The sequence below is a fragment of the Paraburkholderia sp. 22098 genome, assembly GCF_052045935.1.
GTDB classification, from domain to species: Bacteria; Pseudomonadota; Gammaproteobacteria; order Burkholderiales; family Burkholderiaceae; genus Paraburkholderia; species Paraburkholderia caledonica.
In genome coordinates, this window is sequence record NZ_JBQEPV010000001.1 from 608,641 (window position 1) to 626,860 (window position 18,220).

Here is an 18,220-nt window from a genome sequence, read left to right on the forward strand (position 1 = left end):
GTCAATATTCCAGACGCGAATCGCCGTCGACCTGGTCGTACAGGACGTCCGGCAGGGGCGAGAGGTCGAGCGCGGGCCACTGGTCGGGATCGGCGCCGATCTCGAAGGGCACGCGGCGGCGCTTGAACACGGACTGGAGCGCGGCGGGCGCCGCGCCTGCGCCGCCCCAGTTCAGGTCCCAGATCTTGAGCGCAGCGTCGATGTCATTGAGCACGGCGCGGTCCGCAACCGCATGCAGGCCGCAATATTCGCCCCACAGCTGCCGGCGATAGGTGACGGCGGCGTTGGACGGCCCCGGATTGTCGTCGATCACGCCGACCGACACCTCGCCGTCCATGTAGAGCGAGCGACGGAAGGCGTTGGCGGACCCGACGATCAGAAATTCGTCGTCGATGATCCACGACTTGCTGTGCATCACCACATTGTCGACGCGCGCGTAGAAGGCCACCTGCCCGTCCATGTTGACACCGGCGCTGCCCAGATGGTGGTTGATGGCGTTGGTTAGATAGTGGACCGCGCCCGGCCCGTCGGCCGGATCGGCGCGCTGCACCATGATGAGCTTGAGATGGGGCCGTGCCGCCAGCCGGTCGCGCAGCCATTCCATGATGGGCGCGCCCCAGAAGCCTTGGTCCTCAACGTAGATATAGTTTTCGGCGTTGCCGATCGCCTTCTCGAGCGAGGCCTTGAAGGCGAAGATACCGTTGGGCGCGGCCTTCCAGGGATCTCGGCGAAAGCCGGAAACGAGGCGCTTGAAGCAGCCCACAGGCACTCGGTCGGTGCTGCCGAAGGCGAAGTTCATCTGCGGCACGGTACGCAGTATCTGGACCGAGGCCGTGCCGCCGCCGGGTGCCGCAAAGGGCGGCGAGTTCGGGATAGCGGGCGTGCCCTCCACGTAATTATCGATACGCTTGCCGCCGATGCGGAACGTCTCCTGCTTGCAGGAGATGAGCTCGTTCCAGATCGTGCGATAGGCGCCGTAGGCTCCCATCGCGCCGGGGCCATCGATGCGGATGCCGGCATCGTGCCACCCGCCCGTAGCCGCATGAGGATGGGTGTCGATATCAACGCGGCTGAGGTCGAAGTCGAGGCCCGAGACATAGGCGCGGCCGCCGTTCGCATCGCCGCACACCACCATCTTGGCGTGGATCGCGCCCAGCGGATGGGCCAGAGTGTTGAGGCAGGCCTTGTTGGCGAGGCCCGGCTTCTGGCGCAGCGCGTCGATGCTGAGCGCACCCTGCGCATTGTTGGAGTAGATGTCGGCCTGTCGGTCGGCCGCATCCTGATAGGAGAGGAGCAGCGGTGAGACCCAGACGAGCGCACGCACGTCCGTCCCGTTCGCGGCCATCTCCGCCAGTTCGTCGATGAAGGGCGGGAAGACCGCGCCGCTGCCGTCGTCGAGCCTGAAGGCGAAGGATGGCTTGACGAGCGCTGTGTTCCAGCTGGTGAAGCCGCTCCCGGCCTTGACCTCCCCGCCCTGACCATCCAATAGGGTCAGCAGCCAGTTGCTGAAATAGAAGAACTTGCCCGAGCCGCCGGGGGCCTTCAGCGCATCCACCTCCGTGCGCAGCGCGCCGAAATAGGCGCCGCCGTCGGGCAAGGTCTTCACAATATTGCCCGAGGATTCGAAGGGAAAGCCTGCGTCATTTGGCGCTAGGTCGGCGGGTGCGGCGAAATACTTGGCTCTCAGCGCGTCGATACCAGGCATGGTCCTTGCTTCCCGCTAAAGATGGTTGAGCGGCACCGTCGGCCCGACGACCAGCGCACCAGTATATTTCCTGACCCTGAGCCGCAGCCGCCACGACAGCGATGGATCGAGCGCGATCGCCTCGTCGTACGCGCCCGGCGGTCGCCAGTCGCCCACCGGATCCCATTGCAGGCTGCCCGCCACGCGCCGTTCCAGCCGCGCCTCGTCGATCGCGGACCAGCTCACCTGCGCTTGGGCGGGCGGGACTGCCGCGGTCCAGGCGGCGGTGAGCGGCGGGACGACAGGCAATGCCTCGTCGAACGCGCGGGCGCAGGCGATTCGTGAGTCCGCACTCTCATTGTCCGCGACGTCGACGGCCGTAATCGCATACCAGCGGTTGACGAGCCCCGGCAGGTCCTCGTGCGCCCAGTTCAGGCTAGCCGGGCGCGCCGACGGATCGCCCGCGCCGACAGCAATCGTCGCGAGCAGCCTCATAGCGCGATGGTCACGCGACGCGGCCGGATCGTCGGTGCCGTAGACGCGATAGGCGGCGAGGTCCTGTTCTCGGTTGGAGGCCCAAGCCAGCTCGATCCGCCGCTCGCCACCCACGGCTCTGGTTAGCACTGGCGCACGGGGTGGCACGACGTTGGGCAGCCAGATCGGCGGCCCAGAGAGCGAGGGCGCGGATCTGTTGTGCGCCCCATCGACATAGACGGCGCGATAGAAATAGCGGTTGGTGCCGCGACCATCCAGAGTGTCGAGGTAGCGGCGCAACGCAGGATCGATCGGAAAATCCGGTGGGTTATCGGGCCCGACGTGATTGGCGGTCGCCGGATCGCCCGGGTCGAGCGGCTGCACCGTCACTTGGACGAAGGCCTCCTCATTGCCGGGCAGGCCCGCCAGCACTCGCAACGCGTCGTTGGAGAGCGCGCGATAGGCCGTCGCCGCAGCACGGTCGCCCAAGCCGTTCAGCGCGTTGAGCTCGTCCGCGACTTGGCCGCGCTTTGTCGCGTCCCAGCGGGGTTCCACCGTCTGGTCGGGGAAGATGCCGGCCGTGTCAGGGGCAAGCGGGGGGCGCGGGCGATGCCGGCGGTCGGCTGCGAACAGGGAATTGTCCATCGCCCGCAGGACATGCGCCTTCAGATGTGGCTGTGGCACCCATCGGTACGTGTAGAAGGATTGGCCGTGATAGTCGGCCGCGGTGGCGAACACCTTCTCCGCATCGGCCGGCGGCACCGGCGGCCGAGGTGCCTGGCGCAGAACGCGGAAGATCTTTGCGGGCACGCCAAAGCGCCCTTCATTGCCTGCGCGATTGCCGAACGGGCTCGCGGCCCACCTGACGTCGTCCGGGCTGTGCGGCGCGCCGTCGGCCGCCGAGACACCCACGTGCGCATAGCTGATGGGATCGGCCACGCTGGGCGCCAGCGGCACCCCATCGGCGAACACCTGCGGGTTCTGCACGGGCAGGAACAGGCGATAGAGCCGGTCTCCGTTGGGTGCGACGCTGGTCACCTGCTCATATGCTACGACATGGACGCGCTGCTGCCAGTTGGCAGCAGCACCCGCATCGGGGAGCGGTGCGGAGCCGCCCGGATTGAAATAGATGCGGAACTCGCGCGTGTCGGGAGCCTGACGGATCTGGGAGACCGTCCAGCGCCAAGTCACGCGCAGCCCCACCAGCGTGTCGCGAACCGCCCGCGGCAAGCCCGTGCGCCACGCCGTATAGGATGCATCGGCCACGAGATAAGGGTCGGCCGGATCGAGCGCCGCCGCCTCCACACCTGCTGGGGGTGGGGGCGGGGTCTTGTCGAGGATGCGTATGGCCTCGCTATGGATCGCACGGTCGCCGGGCGGCTGCTGGTAATACCAGGGCAGCGGGTCGGGCGGGGGCGCCCACTGATGCCAAGGCGTGCGCGGCGACGGGCTGCTGATTCGCCCGAAGATGTCCATCCCGCTGACCCGATAGGCGTACCAGCCTTCGCCTGCGATCGCGTCGATCCGGTGCATGGCGAGATCGGGCCAGTCGGCCGGCCGCTGCGGCGTGGCGAAGGCGTCGAGGATCGGCGTGCCTACCAAGATGGGCGCATGATCGGTCAGCCAATCCCCCAGCGCCGGATCGGCGGCAGGCGCGTCGGCGTCGCCCAGCGCCTCGCGCCAGAGGTGATACATGACCGGGCTCTGCGGCAGCAACGGGCCGGACGGATCGGTCGGCACCGTCCAGTGCAGGCCCACGAGGCCGACCACCACCGGCGGCGCGTCCGGCGAGCCGAGCGCGGAAAACGACCCGCTCGCCGGCAGGCTATAGGCGCGAGGGTCATCCGGCGGTGCTAGCGGCGGGACGGGCCCGACCTGCTTGTTCGGCAGGATGTAGCCCTCATAGCCCGCCGTGCCGGCGATCCACTGTCCGAGCGCCGCGTGTGCATCGCCATGCGCCACGCCGCTCCAATCGCCGATCACCAGATAATCGAAGCGTTCCCCGGCATGCAGCGCGCGATCGATGAAGTAAAGCCCCAGCATCTGCGCCGCCGCGGGATTAAGCGAGGCGAGCAGCACGAGATCAAGCGGGTGCATCGCAGTGAGCTCGGGCGGCTCCGGACTTCCTGGCGGCGGCGCGTCCGCCGCTAGGTCCTGCGCGCGCGACGGATCGGCCATGCCGGGGCCGACGGGGCCGCCCTGCACCAGACGAACCAAGCAGTCGTGCAGATCGGTGAACGGCTGACCTGCGCTTTCGGCTGGGTTGCCATAGTGGATCCGGGGCAGAGCGACGTTCTCACTGGCGTCGCGATCGATGGCCGCTTTGCCCGAAGCCGGATAGTCCGGATGGAAAACGGGCAGGGCCAGCGGCTGCGGGCAATCCGGCAGAGGCTGCCATCCAGAACGCCGGTCGGCGACAGGCACGACGTAGCAGAGGTCGACCAACGCCGCTTCGGGCAGGTGCGCGCCGTCGGCGGGCAGGAACTGGACCCGATCGATCTGATCCGCCTCAAGCGTAACGTCGACGACCTCGCCTCGCTTCCCCGTCGCGAGTGCGCTCGCCACTGGCATTGGTCCGCGCTGCGCCACGACCTTCAGGCTGACGGCCTCCCCGTTCTGGCCGCTGCGACAGACTTGGAGCAGGGCCATGGCGCCGCGGCCCCTCTCCAGCACCACGCGGACGATCGGCCGGTCGCTGGCGAGCACCAGTTCCACCGTGCCCACATCGCGCCGCCCGAGCGCGGCCGACGCCACCACCGCGCCGTCGGTGGCATACGCGGTGGCCTTGGCGCCTCCGGCCTCGGCCGCAACCAGCAGCCGCGCCTCGGTCACGGGATCATCGAAATGCACCACCGCAGCTCGCGTCACGCGGAGGCCGCCCTGCACGACGCCATTTTCCAGGCGCAGCGCGGGAAAGATCAGCGAAGGGTGCTGCGGCGTAAAGTCGATCTCCAGCACGAGACCCTGCAGGCGTAGCGGATTGGCGGCTGGCGCCCGCAGGACGGGACGGAAATCAACGCACTCACGTTGCCGACGGATGCCGATACGGACCTGCGTCTCTGTGGCCGCCTTCCCTTGCGGCAGCGTCATCTGCAGCCGTCCGCGTCCACCACCGAGATCGATCTCGGAGAGCCCTGGCTCGGGGAATTCGTCCGTGGCGCGCAGGGGGAGATCGCTGGAAAGGGTGCCCGCGGGAAGCGTGAGCACCGTCGCGTTTCCGTCGCGCGGCGCCTCGCCCAGAAAACGCGAAAGGCAGGTCCGTTCACCCTCGCGCGATGACGGCCGGCGGAAAAGATAGAAGCCCCACCAAGGAAAACCCAGCTCGCGTTCGAAAGCCCAGCGCAAATGCATGCCCGTCGCGAGCGGCGGCTGTACGTGGAGCATGGGCGTGCCATCCTCAACGCCGAGACTCATCATAGCTACGCGCTCAGGTCCCATCGGCAACCTTCTCGAAGAACGGTCGTGTCAAGCTAGGTTAGGAGATGTGTGACGAAACCTTTCATAGTGATTTCACCGATGAAAATCGCGTTCTTCAGTGGGACGGCGCACAGACAAGTTTGGTTGACGATGAGGCGCATGATGAAGTCTGAGACCGCGCAATGTAGGCAGGAGTCGCCAACAATGGCCGTTCCTAGCAGGCTTAAAGTGGGGGCTACCATTGAATCGGACGCGCGAGGGTGAAAGTATTTATCAAGTCAAGCTGACCGCCATCCGATTATCTGTTTCCTAGTCGATCATTCGTCGTTTTATCGTTCAGTCCGTTAGTACGCTAGAGGGTCGCCACGAGGTTACGGATGACCGTTTGAAGTTTAGAAGCCACCATTGCAGGGATGGGGCATCCATTGGCCGGATCGGGTCGTCTACGGAACTTCAGCATGGGCGGGCTGGCGCTGGTCAGGTCGCCCGCCGACTTCCGAGACCGGCATGACCGCCATTCTCAAGTCCGTGGCGTGGACATGATGCGACCGCTCCGCTTCGTTAGCGAGCGCGAGGGCAGCAATGATCCGCATGGCGGCAGCGGGCCGCGCTGACGTTTCACGCAAGAACCCAATAATCGGCTACAGGTCCATTCTGTCGTTCGCCCATCGATGACCTTGATGTCAGCAAACGCATCGTGCAGGTCCGCGCGGCGCCCTGGAAGAACGATCGCTAAGCCGCGATAAAGGCCCGTCACGAATCGTCACCGCGCCTCGCCGCAAGAAACGCCGTCTGTCTGGCTTCCCGTTCAGCCGCGAACGCTGAACTGACGGTTGAATTGACGTCGTCGAAGGAGAAAGGCTTTCCGGTCGCAGGAGGACGCCACGCGGCGTCGATCACTTTCCCGGTTCGCTTATGGACCATATGGACCGCGGGCTCTTCGTCCGCACCACGTCCCCATTTCATATCCCAGGCCCGTAGCAGGAGCAGCACCCCATCGAGGTCCTTCCCCTTTTCCGTTGTATGGTACTCAAACCGGGGTGGGCGGTCGCTGTATGGCCGTCGCTCAACGACACCATCTTTCTCGAGACGCTTCAGCCGGGTTGACAAGAGGAAGGATGACATGCCGGTTTGCGCCTGAATTTCGTCGAACCGGCGCGTGCCCATCGCCAGCTCACGAAGAATCAGCAGCGTCCAACGATCTCCCACAACGGCGAGCGATCGCGCGATTGGGCAAACGCTGTCGCATACTTCGTCCCAACTCATTGCTGCCCCCTAGATCGACCGCATGAATCTGCTTGCCCGCGCATGTCACGGCGAAGGCAACGACTGTTTCAAGCTACATTTGCTCCATTATATGTCCCTTCATAATGAAGCTATGCGGCTCAGTCCGATCTGGGGTTCCGGTGTGCCGACCGTGAGAAGTGGGTCAGAAGCGGGCGCGGATCCGGTCCGACGTGGTTCACGGATGGCCGGCAATGGTTCGACTCGTCGGGTCACGGCGCCGGCCGCAACCTCGACAGCAGTTCTTCGGTCGTCAGAATGGCGTGAGCGTACATCGGTCCGTTCGTCTCGGCAGCCACCATTCCTTCATGGCTGAATGCCGCCGTTGCGTCCTTTACAAGTGTCACGTGATAGCCCAGTTCCATGCCGAAACGACCAGTAGACTCAATGCAGCTGTTCGCAATGAGACCGACCAGGATGATTTTCCGGATGCCGTGCTGCTTGAGTTGAAGATCCAGGTCGGTGTTGGCGAAGCCACTTTGCGCCCAATGTTCCTTGACGACGACATCGCCTTCCTGCGGACCGAACTCGGGATGAAACTCGCCACCCCAACTCCCCGCTTCAAACGCCTTCGTCGGCAATCCCGCCTTCTGGAACATGTTGATGTGCTGCCAATGATCGAAGTCGCCCGGGCACGAACGATGATGCGGAACAATGAACACCTGGATTCCCAGCGAACGCACACGCGGAATAATGAGCCGAAGATTGTCGAACATATGCGACGCGTCGGCCGTCTCCTTGATTGCGTTGAAAAGCTTTCCGCCCTCGCTCATGAAATCATTGTAGGGATCTACGATCAGCAATGCTGTCTGGTCGTGTTCGTAACTGGATGCGGACATGGCAACTCCTTTAGGGCGAATGTGAAACGACGGGGCGGCGGGCTTTCACTGACCGGATTGGCGCACTGACGCGAGGAATTCCTCAACGGTGAGCACCTCGTGCCCAAAAGTTGGATATGAAATCTCGACCGCCAGGTTGTGCGCCTCGGGGGTAAATTCCGCGACGGCATCCTTCAGGAACGTAAGATGGTAGCCAGCCTCGGTCGCATGTCGGCCCGTCCCTTCGACGCAGGTATGCGACGTCAAACCCGCCAGGATTACTTTTTCTATGCCGCGCTTTTTCAGTTGTGCATCGAGGTCCGTTCCCATGAACGCGTTGAATGTGCGATGGCGCCCGACGACGATGTCGCCGTCATGAGGACGCAACGGTTCATAGAAGTCGGAACCATATTCGCCCTCCCAAAAGATGTGATTCTGCATTGCCCCTTGCATTCGCATTGGGACGTACTTCACATCATCAAAACTGTGCTCGTGCAGGCCATGTGGCGCATAGAAGATCGGAAGAGAAGCGGCTCGTGCTCCCGCTAAAAGACGTACCAGATTTTCGATCAAGCCTACTTTTTCGATCTGGTCCCGAATCAGGCTGTTGATCTTCCCGTCCTCGGCAAGAAAATCGTTCAGCACATCGACTAGAACGAGTGCGGACACATCGGTCGGGTAGGTTCGGATTGCCATAAAAAGCTCCTTCTTGCGGTTGAGGGTGCGCTCGACGATGAAGAACGCTCTTTGGGAGCCGCGGCCTTTCCCGTGTCACGATCAGACGGGTGATCTCCCGGACGTTGAGCCCTTCAACGTTCCAGTCATCGGCAGATCCGTAAGGCGCATGTTACTTCAAAAATTGAAGTAACAAAAAAAATAGTCGACTGGGCTTTCGTTCCGAAGCATGCTGGCGCAAGCGCGCCGACCGGTAGGAAATGTAGGAGGCGCCCCAAGGGTCCGACCGGGTTTTCATGCGCTTGCGCGCGGCAGTGCGTAGGGAAAATCTCCCTTGTGGCCGTTGTAGGACTGAAAGCGGCCATAACGTCAGCGAGAGCCTCAGTGGCAGAAACGGGTCGGGTGCCGACTTTCGCCCCTGCATGGTGGAGCAGCCTTCGCCGGATCTGACGTTGTCTATCCGATGACGGCCGGACTCATACACCCAAAGGTACCTTGCGCCGGCAATCTCGGTGTTGAGCGGGAACTGCTTTTCAACTGGATGGCATCGAACGCCCGCTCTGGAGAATCGCACTGCTCTCGTCTCGTCGTGAACAACAGTCGTTTCTGAGACAGTCGTTCAGCGTTGTTGGGCGTGCAGGCAGTCTAGTCGCGCGTGCCCTGATCGGCGCGCTGCCAGGCCTCCAGGAATTCCCGGACTTCAGGACTCGCGCCTGCGGCGGCAACGGATTCGACGCGCATCCGGAACGCATCCAAGTCCATCAATCTGGCCATGCTCGTGGGTCTGACGCTTGTCACGCGCTTCGCGACGACGTCGCCCATCCCTCCAAAGCCCATGCCCTGGGACCAGCCGTACGAGGTGAACGCCCTGGCGAGTTGTCGGACGCCCATATCGCTCGCGAACGCTGCAGATGTCCATGCTCGAACGGCGGCACCGTCGTCGGTAGTCAGGTCTAGCCACCAATGCAAGAGAAAGGACAGATCTCGGTGCGCGAGCAGGGTGCCATCCGCTGCTGCCGCTTCGATTCGCGAACGCAAGAGGGAGCGCAGATGCTCCGCGTCTGCTTCAGTGGTCAGGCAATTCTCCGGGGGCTCTCGTTGCGCGTCTTCGCTTGGGTGATAGTCGGTCCACGCAGAACGTGTGAAGTCGGCAAGCCAACCCAGCGAGGCCGTATCGCAGGCCCGCCGGAGGATTGCGGAGCGTTCTTCGAGCGACGTGCGCTCTTTCGTTAAGGCTCGAAGCAGCCAGTGCAGACGCAGTTCGTTGTTGCGCATGCCGAAACCTTTTGCGGCATCAGCTTCGACGTTGATTTCGTCGGCGATCTCGAATAACGCCGTCAGGAGCGCTTCAACTTTGCCACGGTCGACGCGCTCAGCATGCGTTGTCAACTCGCCCAGCCATACGGCCGCCTTGGTGCCGCCCGAACGCCGGGCCACGGTTACGGCGTGGCGAAACGTGGTCTTCACGTACCCCATGTCATCGGCGCGTGCCAGGAACACGTCAAGCTCGGTGCTCGTGAGCACGTCGTCGCCGATCGAGAAGCGGAAGTACGAGTCGAAATGGTCGGGGGAACACACACGGCGGCTCATTGCCCACTGCCTTGCGAACCCCTCACCGTAACCCATATTTGCCCAGGCGGACTCCAGTGCCGGAAAAAGCCGCATCAGCAGTCGTCGCACCGGGTCGTTCTCGGGCGGTGACGCAGGGCCGAAGAACAGCTCGTTGAAGTGCTGCGCTGCCGATCTGCGTTCGCGATCCTCACCGGTTCCACTGCCGCTCAGTTGTTCCTTGTTCTGCCGAATGACGCGATATATCGTGGGATGCAACAGCCGAAGCATCTCCAGCGCGAGGAAATCGGCGCGATCCACTTCGCCGGCTACGGCCGGCCATGACACGCTCAGCGAATTGGTAAAGCGTATGACATCGCGCGGAGTTCGCATCTTCGGCGAGATACTTTCGTAGAAGATGTTCATGAAGCGGACCATGTCCACCTCTGCGGGGGCGCCGCAAATCGATTCGATCAGCGACAGCAGATGTTGCTGAACATCGAGCGCCGACGGATCGGGTATCTCGAATGCAGCCTGCACGATCTTTTCAAGGTAGTGAGGGCCTTCCGAAGGGTAGCGGTCGCTGACGATCTTCTCGGCAAGCGGGCGGTCATAAACCAGCAGGTAAATGACGTTCGGCAAACGCCCGACGGACTTGACCAGCCGGAAGATCAGCAAGGCCTCGTCAGGTGAAAGCCGGTCGATGTCGTCGATGACGATGAGAAACCGCTTCTTCTGTTCTCGCAAGGCCTTCGACAGCTCGGCGTGAAGTGCCTCGACACTTTCGTCTTGCTCGATGAGCCCTGCGAGCCACTCCATGCCCTTCTCAGCGATGCCCCCGGCAATCACTGCGCCTGCGGCTTCGGCGACTTTCCCGACGAGCGCGCCAGCACGAAGCAGTCGCGCTCCGAGCTTTGGAAGCTTTTTCCTGACCTTGTCGCCGAGACTCGGACCAAGGCCAGCGTACAGCTCCCGGAAGAAGGCGAGTGCAAGTGCATCTTCGCCTCTGAACCACCAGCACGCAAAGTCGATGATGACAAGCTCCTGGGCTGTCACTGCTTCGGCCAGATGATGCTTGCATAGATTGACCGCGCTGCTCTTGCCAGAACCCCACGGTCCATTGAGACCGATCACCGTTCCTTGGGGCGACTGCATCTTGCGAACACTCGCGGCCAGGGCGCAGGCAAAAGGATCAACACCGAAGCGATCTTCGCCCGGTTTTTCGATCGGGTGGTCGTTGTAAAGCGGCTGTTCGGCCATTGGCGACTCTGAGTTCGGGACGCGGTAGCTGGCCATATTAGCAGTGCCTTGCCCCGGTGACCGCGCCGTGCCGCGTAGTCGTCTCTCTGGCGCGAGGACCGCTGCGGTTTGGGATCATCCCCGGCGCAGCCTTGTCCATCAACGCTCGGGCCGGTTCACATCTCATACCCTGTTTGCAATCAAACCGCGTTTTTTCTGCGTCCGAGCGTTTCTAAACTCGCGTCATCGAAGCCAAACATTCTCAAAGGAGTCTTTCGATGACTATCACCCAAGTTCAACGCTCGGCAGTCTTGCGTCTCAAGAAGGTTACGGAAAAGACGGGGCTCTCGCGCAGCTCCATCTATTACAAGATCAACCCCGCGAGCAAGTATTTCGACGCGAGCTTCCCGAAGCCGATCCGTCTTGGCGCAGGCTCGATCGGCTGGCTCGAATCAGACCTCGATGCGTGGCTCACGAGCCGTCCGCTGGTCGGCGCGGCATAGGCAGCGTGAGAAATCCCGAAGTGAACCCTACGCAAACAGAGGCCAACCAAATGAACGCCGATAAGCGCTATATCTCCGAAGAGGGCGAATACCGCCATGCTCCTCAACGCTCCCGTCTCAAGCTGCGTGTGCACGAGATGATCCACTGGCTCTGTGCGCTTCGCGTGCTCGCTGTGCTGGGGGCAACGGCGGCGACGGCCGTGTCGCTCGGCATCGCGACCTACGCCGGCTGGCTGCGCGGTGGCCTGCCCGTCGAACGCGCGATGAACATCGCGCTCGGCGCAGTGGCCGTGCTCTACGTGCACCTGCTGCCTGTCGGCTGGCGCAGCCTGCGGGTACCTGCGCGCGTCTGTGCCTGCGTACTCTGGGGCATCGCACTGGTTGTCGTGCTCTACGCCCAGCTCACGTGCTTCATGGTGTCGCAGCGGCACGCGGGCGAGAAGCGGGCGGCATTGGCTCCGGTCATCGTCACGCCAGCAAGCCCGGTGCGCCCGCCTGGCCGCACGCTCACCGATATCGCGCGAGACGTCGCGCAGGTGAGCGCCGATCTGGCGCGTGCCGACGCGCGTCGCTGCATCGGGGACTGCCCGAGCCTCAAAGTGCGTCAGACGAGCCTCGCTGCCCAACTGGTCGCACTCAGGACTGAGGCGGACGAGGCAAAGCGTCGCGAAGCCGAACAGGACCGGCTGCACGACCAGGCCGATCGCAATGAAGCGATGCGCGCCATGCTAAGTGCCGACCCGGTCGCCTCGCAGGTTGCGCCCTGGCTTGGCACGACCGAAGGCGGTCTTGATCTGCTGATGGCGTTCGCATGTGCGGTCGTGCTCGAAGGCGCAGCCATCATTGGCTGGTTGATGGTGTCGGTCGCACCGGGTCGTGTCGCGAGTCGCGCACCGGTCGCGTCCGACCGGGCGGCGCTCGCGCCGGAGCCCGAAGCTGTCGCGCCGACTAACGGTATCCCGGCTTCCGATAGCCCGGGGCGGACCAACGAATGCCCGCCGGTCGCGTCGACGGTTGCCCCAGTGAGTGAAGCGTATGGCGAGAGCAGCGCTGTCGTCTCTGAAGACGACCAGTTGCTCGAGAAGATCCGTGACGCGGTCGTGACCGGACATCTGAAGCCCACGCAGGACGCAATCCGCAAGTTTCTGCGTTGCGGACAGCCAAAGGCGGGCAACCTGAACCGGCTGTATCTCGCCCGTTTCGGTACGACATAGGACCAGGTGCAAGCATGAAGACTGTCATTCAATGGGAGGGCAAGGCGTGCCGATAGTCGAATACTCGAATGGTCAATACGGCTACGAGCCACCAGGCCCGCAAGGCGTCTACCCGGCGCGTGTGCTGCCGTCGCTGATAGGCGACGCGGTGCTGGAGGTGAGCACGGGTCTCAACGTGTCGGTACAGCTCGCCGCTCACGCCGCACTGGCGACCGTTTCACTGGTCGGTCAGCACTTCGTCAATGTTCAGTGCCCGAACTTTCCTCCGGCACCATGCGCGCTCTTCCTGCTGGCCGTCAGTAATTCCAGCGGCGGTAAGTCACTGGTCGAGCAGCGCTTTCTGCGTGCCGTCACTGCGCTCGAACTCAAGCTGAAGGAAGCGGCGGCGGACAACATGCCGGACTTCCAGGCAAGAATGAAGATCTGGCGTGACGATGAGCGTCGGCTGTCAAAGGCATATCTTGACGCGAGCCTGGGTACGGAGGCCTCACGCGTCATTCAGGAGCAGCGCCTCCTGCATGAAAAGAACAAGCCGGTGCCGCCTTCGCAGCGTGAGTTGCGCTTCGCTGACTTGTCGCCGCAGGGGCTGCGAGACATGCTGGTCGCCCACAGTGCCGTCGGCATCCTGTCGCCGGAAGCCGGGCCCGTGATGAACGGGCCGACGTTCAGCATGCCCGCCTTGCTGAGTGGCTACTGGAGCGGCGAGGACAGACCGGTTGCGCTGGTCAGTGGCAACCGCCGGCCTACGAGTCCACGGTTGACCGTCTCCGTCGTGCTCCAGCAGGAACGTTTCCTGGCGTATATGAAGAATCGTGGCGAAGAAGCGTTCGGCACGGGGCTGCTGGCGCGCTTTCTGCCGGCTTTTCCCGTGAGCTTCGACTGTCCGGGTCGGCAAACCGCTGTTGAAGATGCGCCGGAACCGAAGCTCGACCGGTTCAACGCGCGTGTCGCGGACATCCTGACTCAGCCCGTTCCAGCGCCGCAGGAGCGCCAGAACCTGCAACTGTCAGAAGGCGCCCGCTACTACTGGAAGCTGTTCACGGAGGCGGTCAATACCCATCTCATCTGTGGCCCGGACTCTGACAACGTCAAGTCGTTTTTCCGGAAGCTCGGCGAGCACGCCGCGCGTCTGGCTGCACTGTTTCACTACTTCGACGGGCAGCCGGGCGATGTGTCGCCGGAAGCGATGGCGCGCGCGATTGTGCTGTGCGAGTGGTATGTGGACGAGTTCATGCGGATGTTTACGCGCTTCGCGCCGTCGGAGCAGCAACAGCACAGCGAGGCCGCGCAAAAGCTGCTGGAATGGCTTCAGGATGCATACGCGAATGCATGGAAATACTCGAAGCTCACGCGTGGGCGCTATTCAGAGCGTGATCTGAATAATTACTCGCCGATCCGGAGCGATCCTCAACTGCTGAGCGCCGCCATTAATCGGCTTCTGTATCGAGGGGAGATTGCAACGCGACCCGGTAAAAAAGGCGGGCGTATTATTTTCTATCCGGCGTATATGGCAAACAATTTTCATCAACCGAACTTCCAAACTCAACGCGCAATGCAGGGCGTGAATCCGGGCTATATTGCACCGTCGTGCATGCCGCCGGGTTGGTCGGGTGCGCAGTTTAATGGGCAGAATTACCCGGCACCCGGGCCGCGTTCAGTCTTTGATATGACACGAACGCCCATTCCACCCCAGTTCGATGTTCCCCAGAACTACACGCCGGCAGTTTTTGATAATAATGTTTCGCCGCTAGTGGCAGAAGAGCCTGGCGAGTTTGTGCCACAGGTGCCGCCCAATGTGATGGAAATTGATACGCTAGAAATTCGCGCAATCAAGCAGCGTTTTCTGGAAAGCGCAGAAGAAGCGGGTTTGGGTCCCGTGAGTATGTCAATTCAATTAAGACAGGGTTGAATCCCAGCATTATCAAAATTAACGGCGCGTTCTGAGATGATCGGACGCGCTTTTCTTATTCCATCGTCCCATCCTCAGCTGCACATCACCGCTCGATCGTCCTACCTCACATTCCTCTAACCCCTCATCGAACCGCTAGATTGCTTAACAAGGGAAGGTAAATCTTGCCTGCTACGTTCGCTACAGTTGCTACCGTAGCAGTTGTAGCCGCGTAGTCGGCGGTACCCACATCCATTCACTGATGGCGTTTGCACCATCTAGGTGCGCTTTTGAGGGCGCGCCGTGAAGTCATGGCGGCCGGACTACCTGATTAGCGGGCTTTTTCACGATGTGACCGACGGTCCACAGTCGCATCCGGACGTAAGGTTTAACCATCAAGCTCAACCGCAAGAATGGGCAGGTAATCGGCCAGATTAATCAATGGAATTCGAGGGATAACTCAATGCCCCAATCAACGTACTGGCGGGCAATGAATAAATGATTGATTCGGGATAATTCCGTAATCTGGATTTACGTTTAAAAGCCTTGATTTGCGTGTGTTCTGTGAAAACATGTGTCGTGAATAGCGTGTAAATCACGTCGAATCACCTGATTGTCTTGTGTTGGTTTTTGGTATCTCTCTATATTAAGATAGTCTGGCATATTTCTAAGTATTTGGGAGTATGGAAAAGGAATATTGATGGGTAAAAAAGATGGTATAAGAGAATGGATGCAAAGAGGCTGTAAAGGAATGGTATCTCTGCGCATAAAGAACGAATGCTTAAGTGTTGCTAGAGACAGCGCTCATGCGTAAGTCATGAGCGCGTAGGCTGGATCAACTCGCAGCAGTGAACATGCAATAATGTGCGAAAACAAGATTCCCTGTTCCTTGGTGAAAAAATATCAGCTCCATCAATGAAATGTCCAATAACGGAGATTTCAAAATGAGCAATGCATGGGGAACCCTTGGGGAGTACGGATTCGGATCTGATGCATGGCAAGGCCATCAGGCATCGGTTGGTCCTGTCAGGTATTGGGAGATTGGAGAACACCGGTCGCTGATGCAACAGCTGGAGAGCTTTCTCGACAGCGTGCTGGAAACCGATCAGGTGCCCTTTGACATCCGTGACGAGTGGGGCCGGGAGCGTGCGGTACGCAATCCCAAAGTGCTCTCCGACTACCGGAGCCTCGCCGGCTTCGTGCAGCAGTGCGGTGACTGGATGGACCTGTATTGGCCGGGCTATGCGTATCGCGCAGACTATCAGCTCTTCTTTGACTGCTTTAGCCAGCATCCGTTTGCCCAGGTGTGCGGGTACGGTGAGCCGCGCGTGGACGACAAGGCGAGGGTGGCCAAGCTCTACAACAACTTTGTGAACGGGCTGCGTATGGAAGCGGTGCGTCGGGGTGTGAAGAAGTCGCTCTCCGGCTGGCGGTCCAACCTGGACGATCAGGAGGCGACGATCCGCCGCTATCTGACGGCACTCACTGCCCTGTATCCGGCGCTGGTGCCCATCCGCCTCGATCTGAACTACGCCGAATACGCGTTCCATGGCGACGATGCGCTGCAACGCATGGGCTGGGCGGTCAGCCAGGAGGGCTTCTGGCTACAGGTGCCTTTTGATGCGTCGGTGGTACATGGCAGAGCTGAGACACGCGCACGCATCGATACAGCACGCGCGATGGCCGATCGTGACAGTTTTTTCGACAACCAGCGTGGTGCCGACAAACATCTGTTCGAACGCATGGTCGGCTACGTCTGCAAGCTGGAGCAAGGCGGCTGGCATCGTGCTAATCACTTCCACTGCGTCTTTCTGATGGATGCCAGAGGCTTGACGCAGGCACACTTGGAGGCGCTCAAAGTCGGCTTGGGTGAACGCTGGCGGCGTGTCACACGCGGGCAGGGACTCACCTACGATTGCCACGGGCGGCCCGACCGTGAAGCAATCCGGGCACGTGGGCAGTGGGCGATTGACGCCCTCGACTGCTCCGATGCGATGCAGGTCGCCACCTTCGTCAATTACGTCGTCTGGTATCTCGCCACGGGCGATGACCAGATGGTGCGGGCGAAGCCGACGGCACGAGCACGGACGCTGACGACGGGGCGCTAGGCATTGGGCGCACGCCTATTGCAACATATAGCTCGGCCCCTTCCCGCGAGTGCTGTTGCCTGTCGGTGTGTGGCCTTGCAAGTGATAATCGCGCTCCACATATCGAGTAACGGGGAGCGTATGGAGCAGCATAGCAAGCGCCGGGCACTGGTCGTCGTTGGCGCAGGGGCATCGGTCGAGTACGGCATTCCAGTGACGTCCGATTTCGGCAAGATCATTGAAGCGACAGTGCGCAACGACGAATACTGTCAGCGAATTGGTGGCACGGACGCGTACCTGGATGTCGCTGGCAAATTGCTCGCCTACTACGGCAATCCGGGCGAAGCGCACTTCGAGCGGATTTACCACGTGCTGCACGAGCTGGATGCACTGCACGTCACGCCGGGCGCTGTCGCTAAGTTCAAACCTGTCATGGCGCCGTTCCTGGAAGCGACACAATCGTACGAGCCGCTGGCGTTGCGTGCCGCTGCCAGGACGATGATCGACTGCATCTACGGCGAAGTGTCGGCGGTCTGTCAAGCACCCAAGAAGCCGCTTGAGCCCTTGGCACGGTTCTTTGCCGGGCTTGAGGAGATGGCGTACCTGCCGCGCGTCTATTCGACAAATTACGACGATTTCGTCGGGCAGGCGACAAACGATCGATATTTCACGGGCTTTACGCAATCGCATGGCGACCACGCGGATTTTGACGCGACGGCCTTCTGGTCTCATTGGAATACGCCGGCCCTCTTTCACGTGCACGGCTCGATCCACATGGGGTTTCCTCATTCCGGCGGTCAGCACGAGATCGGCGACATTGCCTGGTATCCAGCACGCGAGGACGCGCTCAAGTATGCGATGTCCACCAGCAGCGGCGATGCCCGAATGGATGGCACGCAGATTACGCGCAGCGCCATCATTACCGGACTGGACAAGCTGGGTCGGCTTCAGCGCACACCGTACACGTTCTATTACTCGGCCCTGAGCCGCGATGCGATGGAAGCGGACGTGATTTTTGTGCTCGGCAGTGGTTTGGCGGATCTGCATCTGAACACTTGGCTCAAGGCCGTGCGTCGTACCAAACCCCAAGTGCCCATTCTCTACGTCGGCTACTGGGACGGGGACGTGGATGACCTGTATAGCGCCATCCACTTTGATTACCAAGATCGGGAGATTTCGCTGATCCACGATCTGCGCATCAAGCTCTACGACTTGCCGGGCAGTGCGCTGAAGGCGCTGAGCGGCTGGACCGTGGATGCCAATAAAACAGCGGCTGTCTGGGCCGACGGCTTTCAGTCGTTCCTCAATGAGCCACAAGCCCTGCGTGACGCGATGCAGGCGATCGGCGCATAAGCGTACCGTTCGGGCGATAGCGCGGAGACGGGAGAG

Annotated in this window: 11 protein-coding genes; 5 read left to right on the plus strand and 6 right to left on the minus strand. The window is 61.6% G+C overall.

Translation table 11 applies throughout. From position 1 onward, the window contains the following. Window position 1: 1 nt before the first annotated feature. The 6 genes from ACTJLB_RS02675 to ACTJLB_RS02700 all read right to left on the minus strand — a co-directional run bounded on the left by ACTJLB_RS02675 (window position 2) and on the right by ACTJLB_RS02700 (window position 11,160). The gene (locus tag ACTJLB_RS02675; protein WP_440782384.1) at window positions 2-1,705 is read right to left on the minus strand and encodes a phospholipase D-like domain-containing protein; all 1,704 of its coding nucleotides are present in this window, start codon (window positions 1,703-1,705) and stop codon (window positions 2-4) included. 15 nt (window positions 1,706-1,720) lie between these two features. After that, window positions 1,721-5,542, minus strand: coding sequence for a hypothetical protein (locus tag ACTJLB_RS02680; RefSeq protein ID WP_440782386.1), 3,822 nt, complete (start codon window positions 5,540-5,542; stop codon window positions 1,721-1,723). A 786-nt stretch (window positions 5,543-6,328) separates the two neighbouring features. Further along, a complete protein-coding gene (locus tag ACTJLB_RS02685; protein ID WP_338943901.1) occupies window positions 6,329-6,841 on the minus strand; it encodes a winged helix-turn-helix transcriptional regulator in 513 nt (170 codons plus the stop codon). Window positions 6,842-7,071: 230 nt separating this feature from the next. Continuing rightward, window positions 7,072-7,698 carry a cysteine hydrolase gene (locus tag ACTJLB_RS02690; RefSeq protein WP_440782387.1) on the minus strand — a complete coding sequence of 209 codons (627 nt, stop codon included), beginning with the start codon at window positions 7,696-7,698 and terminating at the stop codon, window positions 7,072-7,074. A gap of 45 nt (window positions 7,699-7,743) precedes the next feature. Continuing rightward, a complete protein-coding gene (locus ACTJLB_RS02695; RefSeq protein WP_338943897.1) occupies window positions 7,744-8,373 on the minus strand; it encodes a cysteine hydrolase family protein in 630 nt (209 codons plus the stop codon). Between the two features lie 624 nt (window positions 8,374-8,997). Further along, entirely contained in the window at window positions 8,998-11,160 is a 2,163-nt protein-coding gene (locus ACTJLB_RS02700) for a KAP family P-loop NTPase fold protein (RefSeq protein ID WP_440782388.1), read from the minus strand. A gap of 257 nt (window positions 11,161-11,417) precedes the next feature. Between ACTJLB_RS02700 and ACTJLB_RS02705 the strand changes: the two genes are divergently transcribed. The 5 genes from ACTJLB_RS02705 to ACTJLB_RS02725 all read left to right on the plus strand — a co-directional run bounded on the left by ACTJLB_RS02705 (window position 11,418) and on the right by ACTJLB_RS02725 (window position 18,184). Further along, entirely contained in the window at window positions 11,418-11,642 is a 225-nt protein-coding gene (locus ACTJLB_RS02705) for an AlpA family phage regulatory protein (protein ID WP_440782389.1), read from the plus strand. A 50-nt stretch (window positions 11,643-11,692) separates the two neighbouring features. Further along, entirely contained in the window at window positions 11,693-12,856 is a 1,164-nt protein-coding gene (locus ACTJLB_RS02710) for a hypothetical protein (RefSeq protein ID WP_440782390.1), read from the plus strand. Between the two features lie 46 nt (window positions 12,857-12,902). Further along, window positions 12,903-14,765, plus strand: a complete 1,863-nt coding sequence (locus ACTJLB_RS02715) for a DUF3987 domain-containing protein (protein ID WP_440782391.1) — start codon at window positions 12,903-12,905, stop codon at window positions 14,763-14,765. 923 nt (window positions 14,766-15,688) lie between these two features. Continuing rightward, on the plus strand, window positions 15,689-16,852 hold the full coding sequence (locus ACTJLB_RS02720) for a hypothetical protein (RefSeq protein ID WP_440782392.1): 1,164 nt from the start codon (window positions 15,689-15,691) through the stop codon (window positions 16,850-16,852). Between the two features lie 120 nt (window positions 16,853-16,972). Next, window positions 16,973-18,184, plus strand: coding sequence for an SIR2 family protein (locus tag ACTJLB_RS02725; protein ID WP_440782393.1), 1,212 nt, complete (start codon window positions 16,973-16,975; stop codon window positions 18,182-18,184). Window positions 18,185-18,220: the final 36 nt, after the last annotated feature.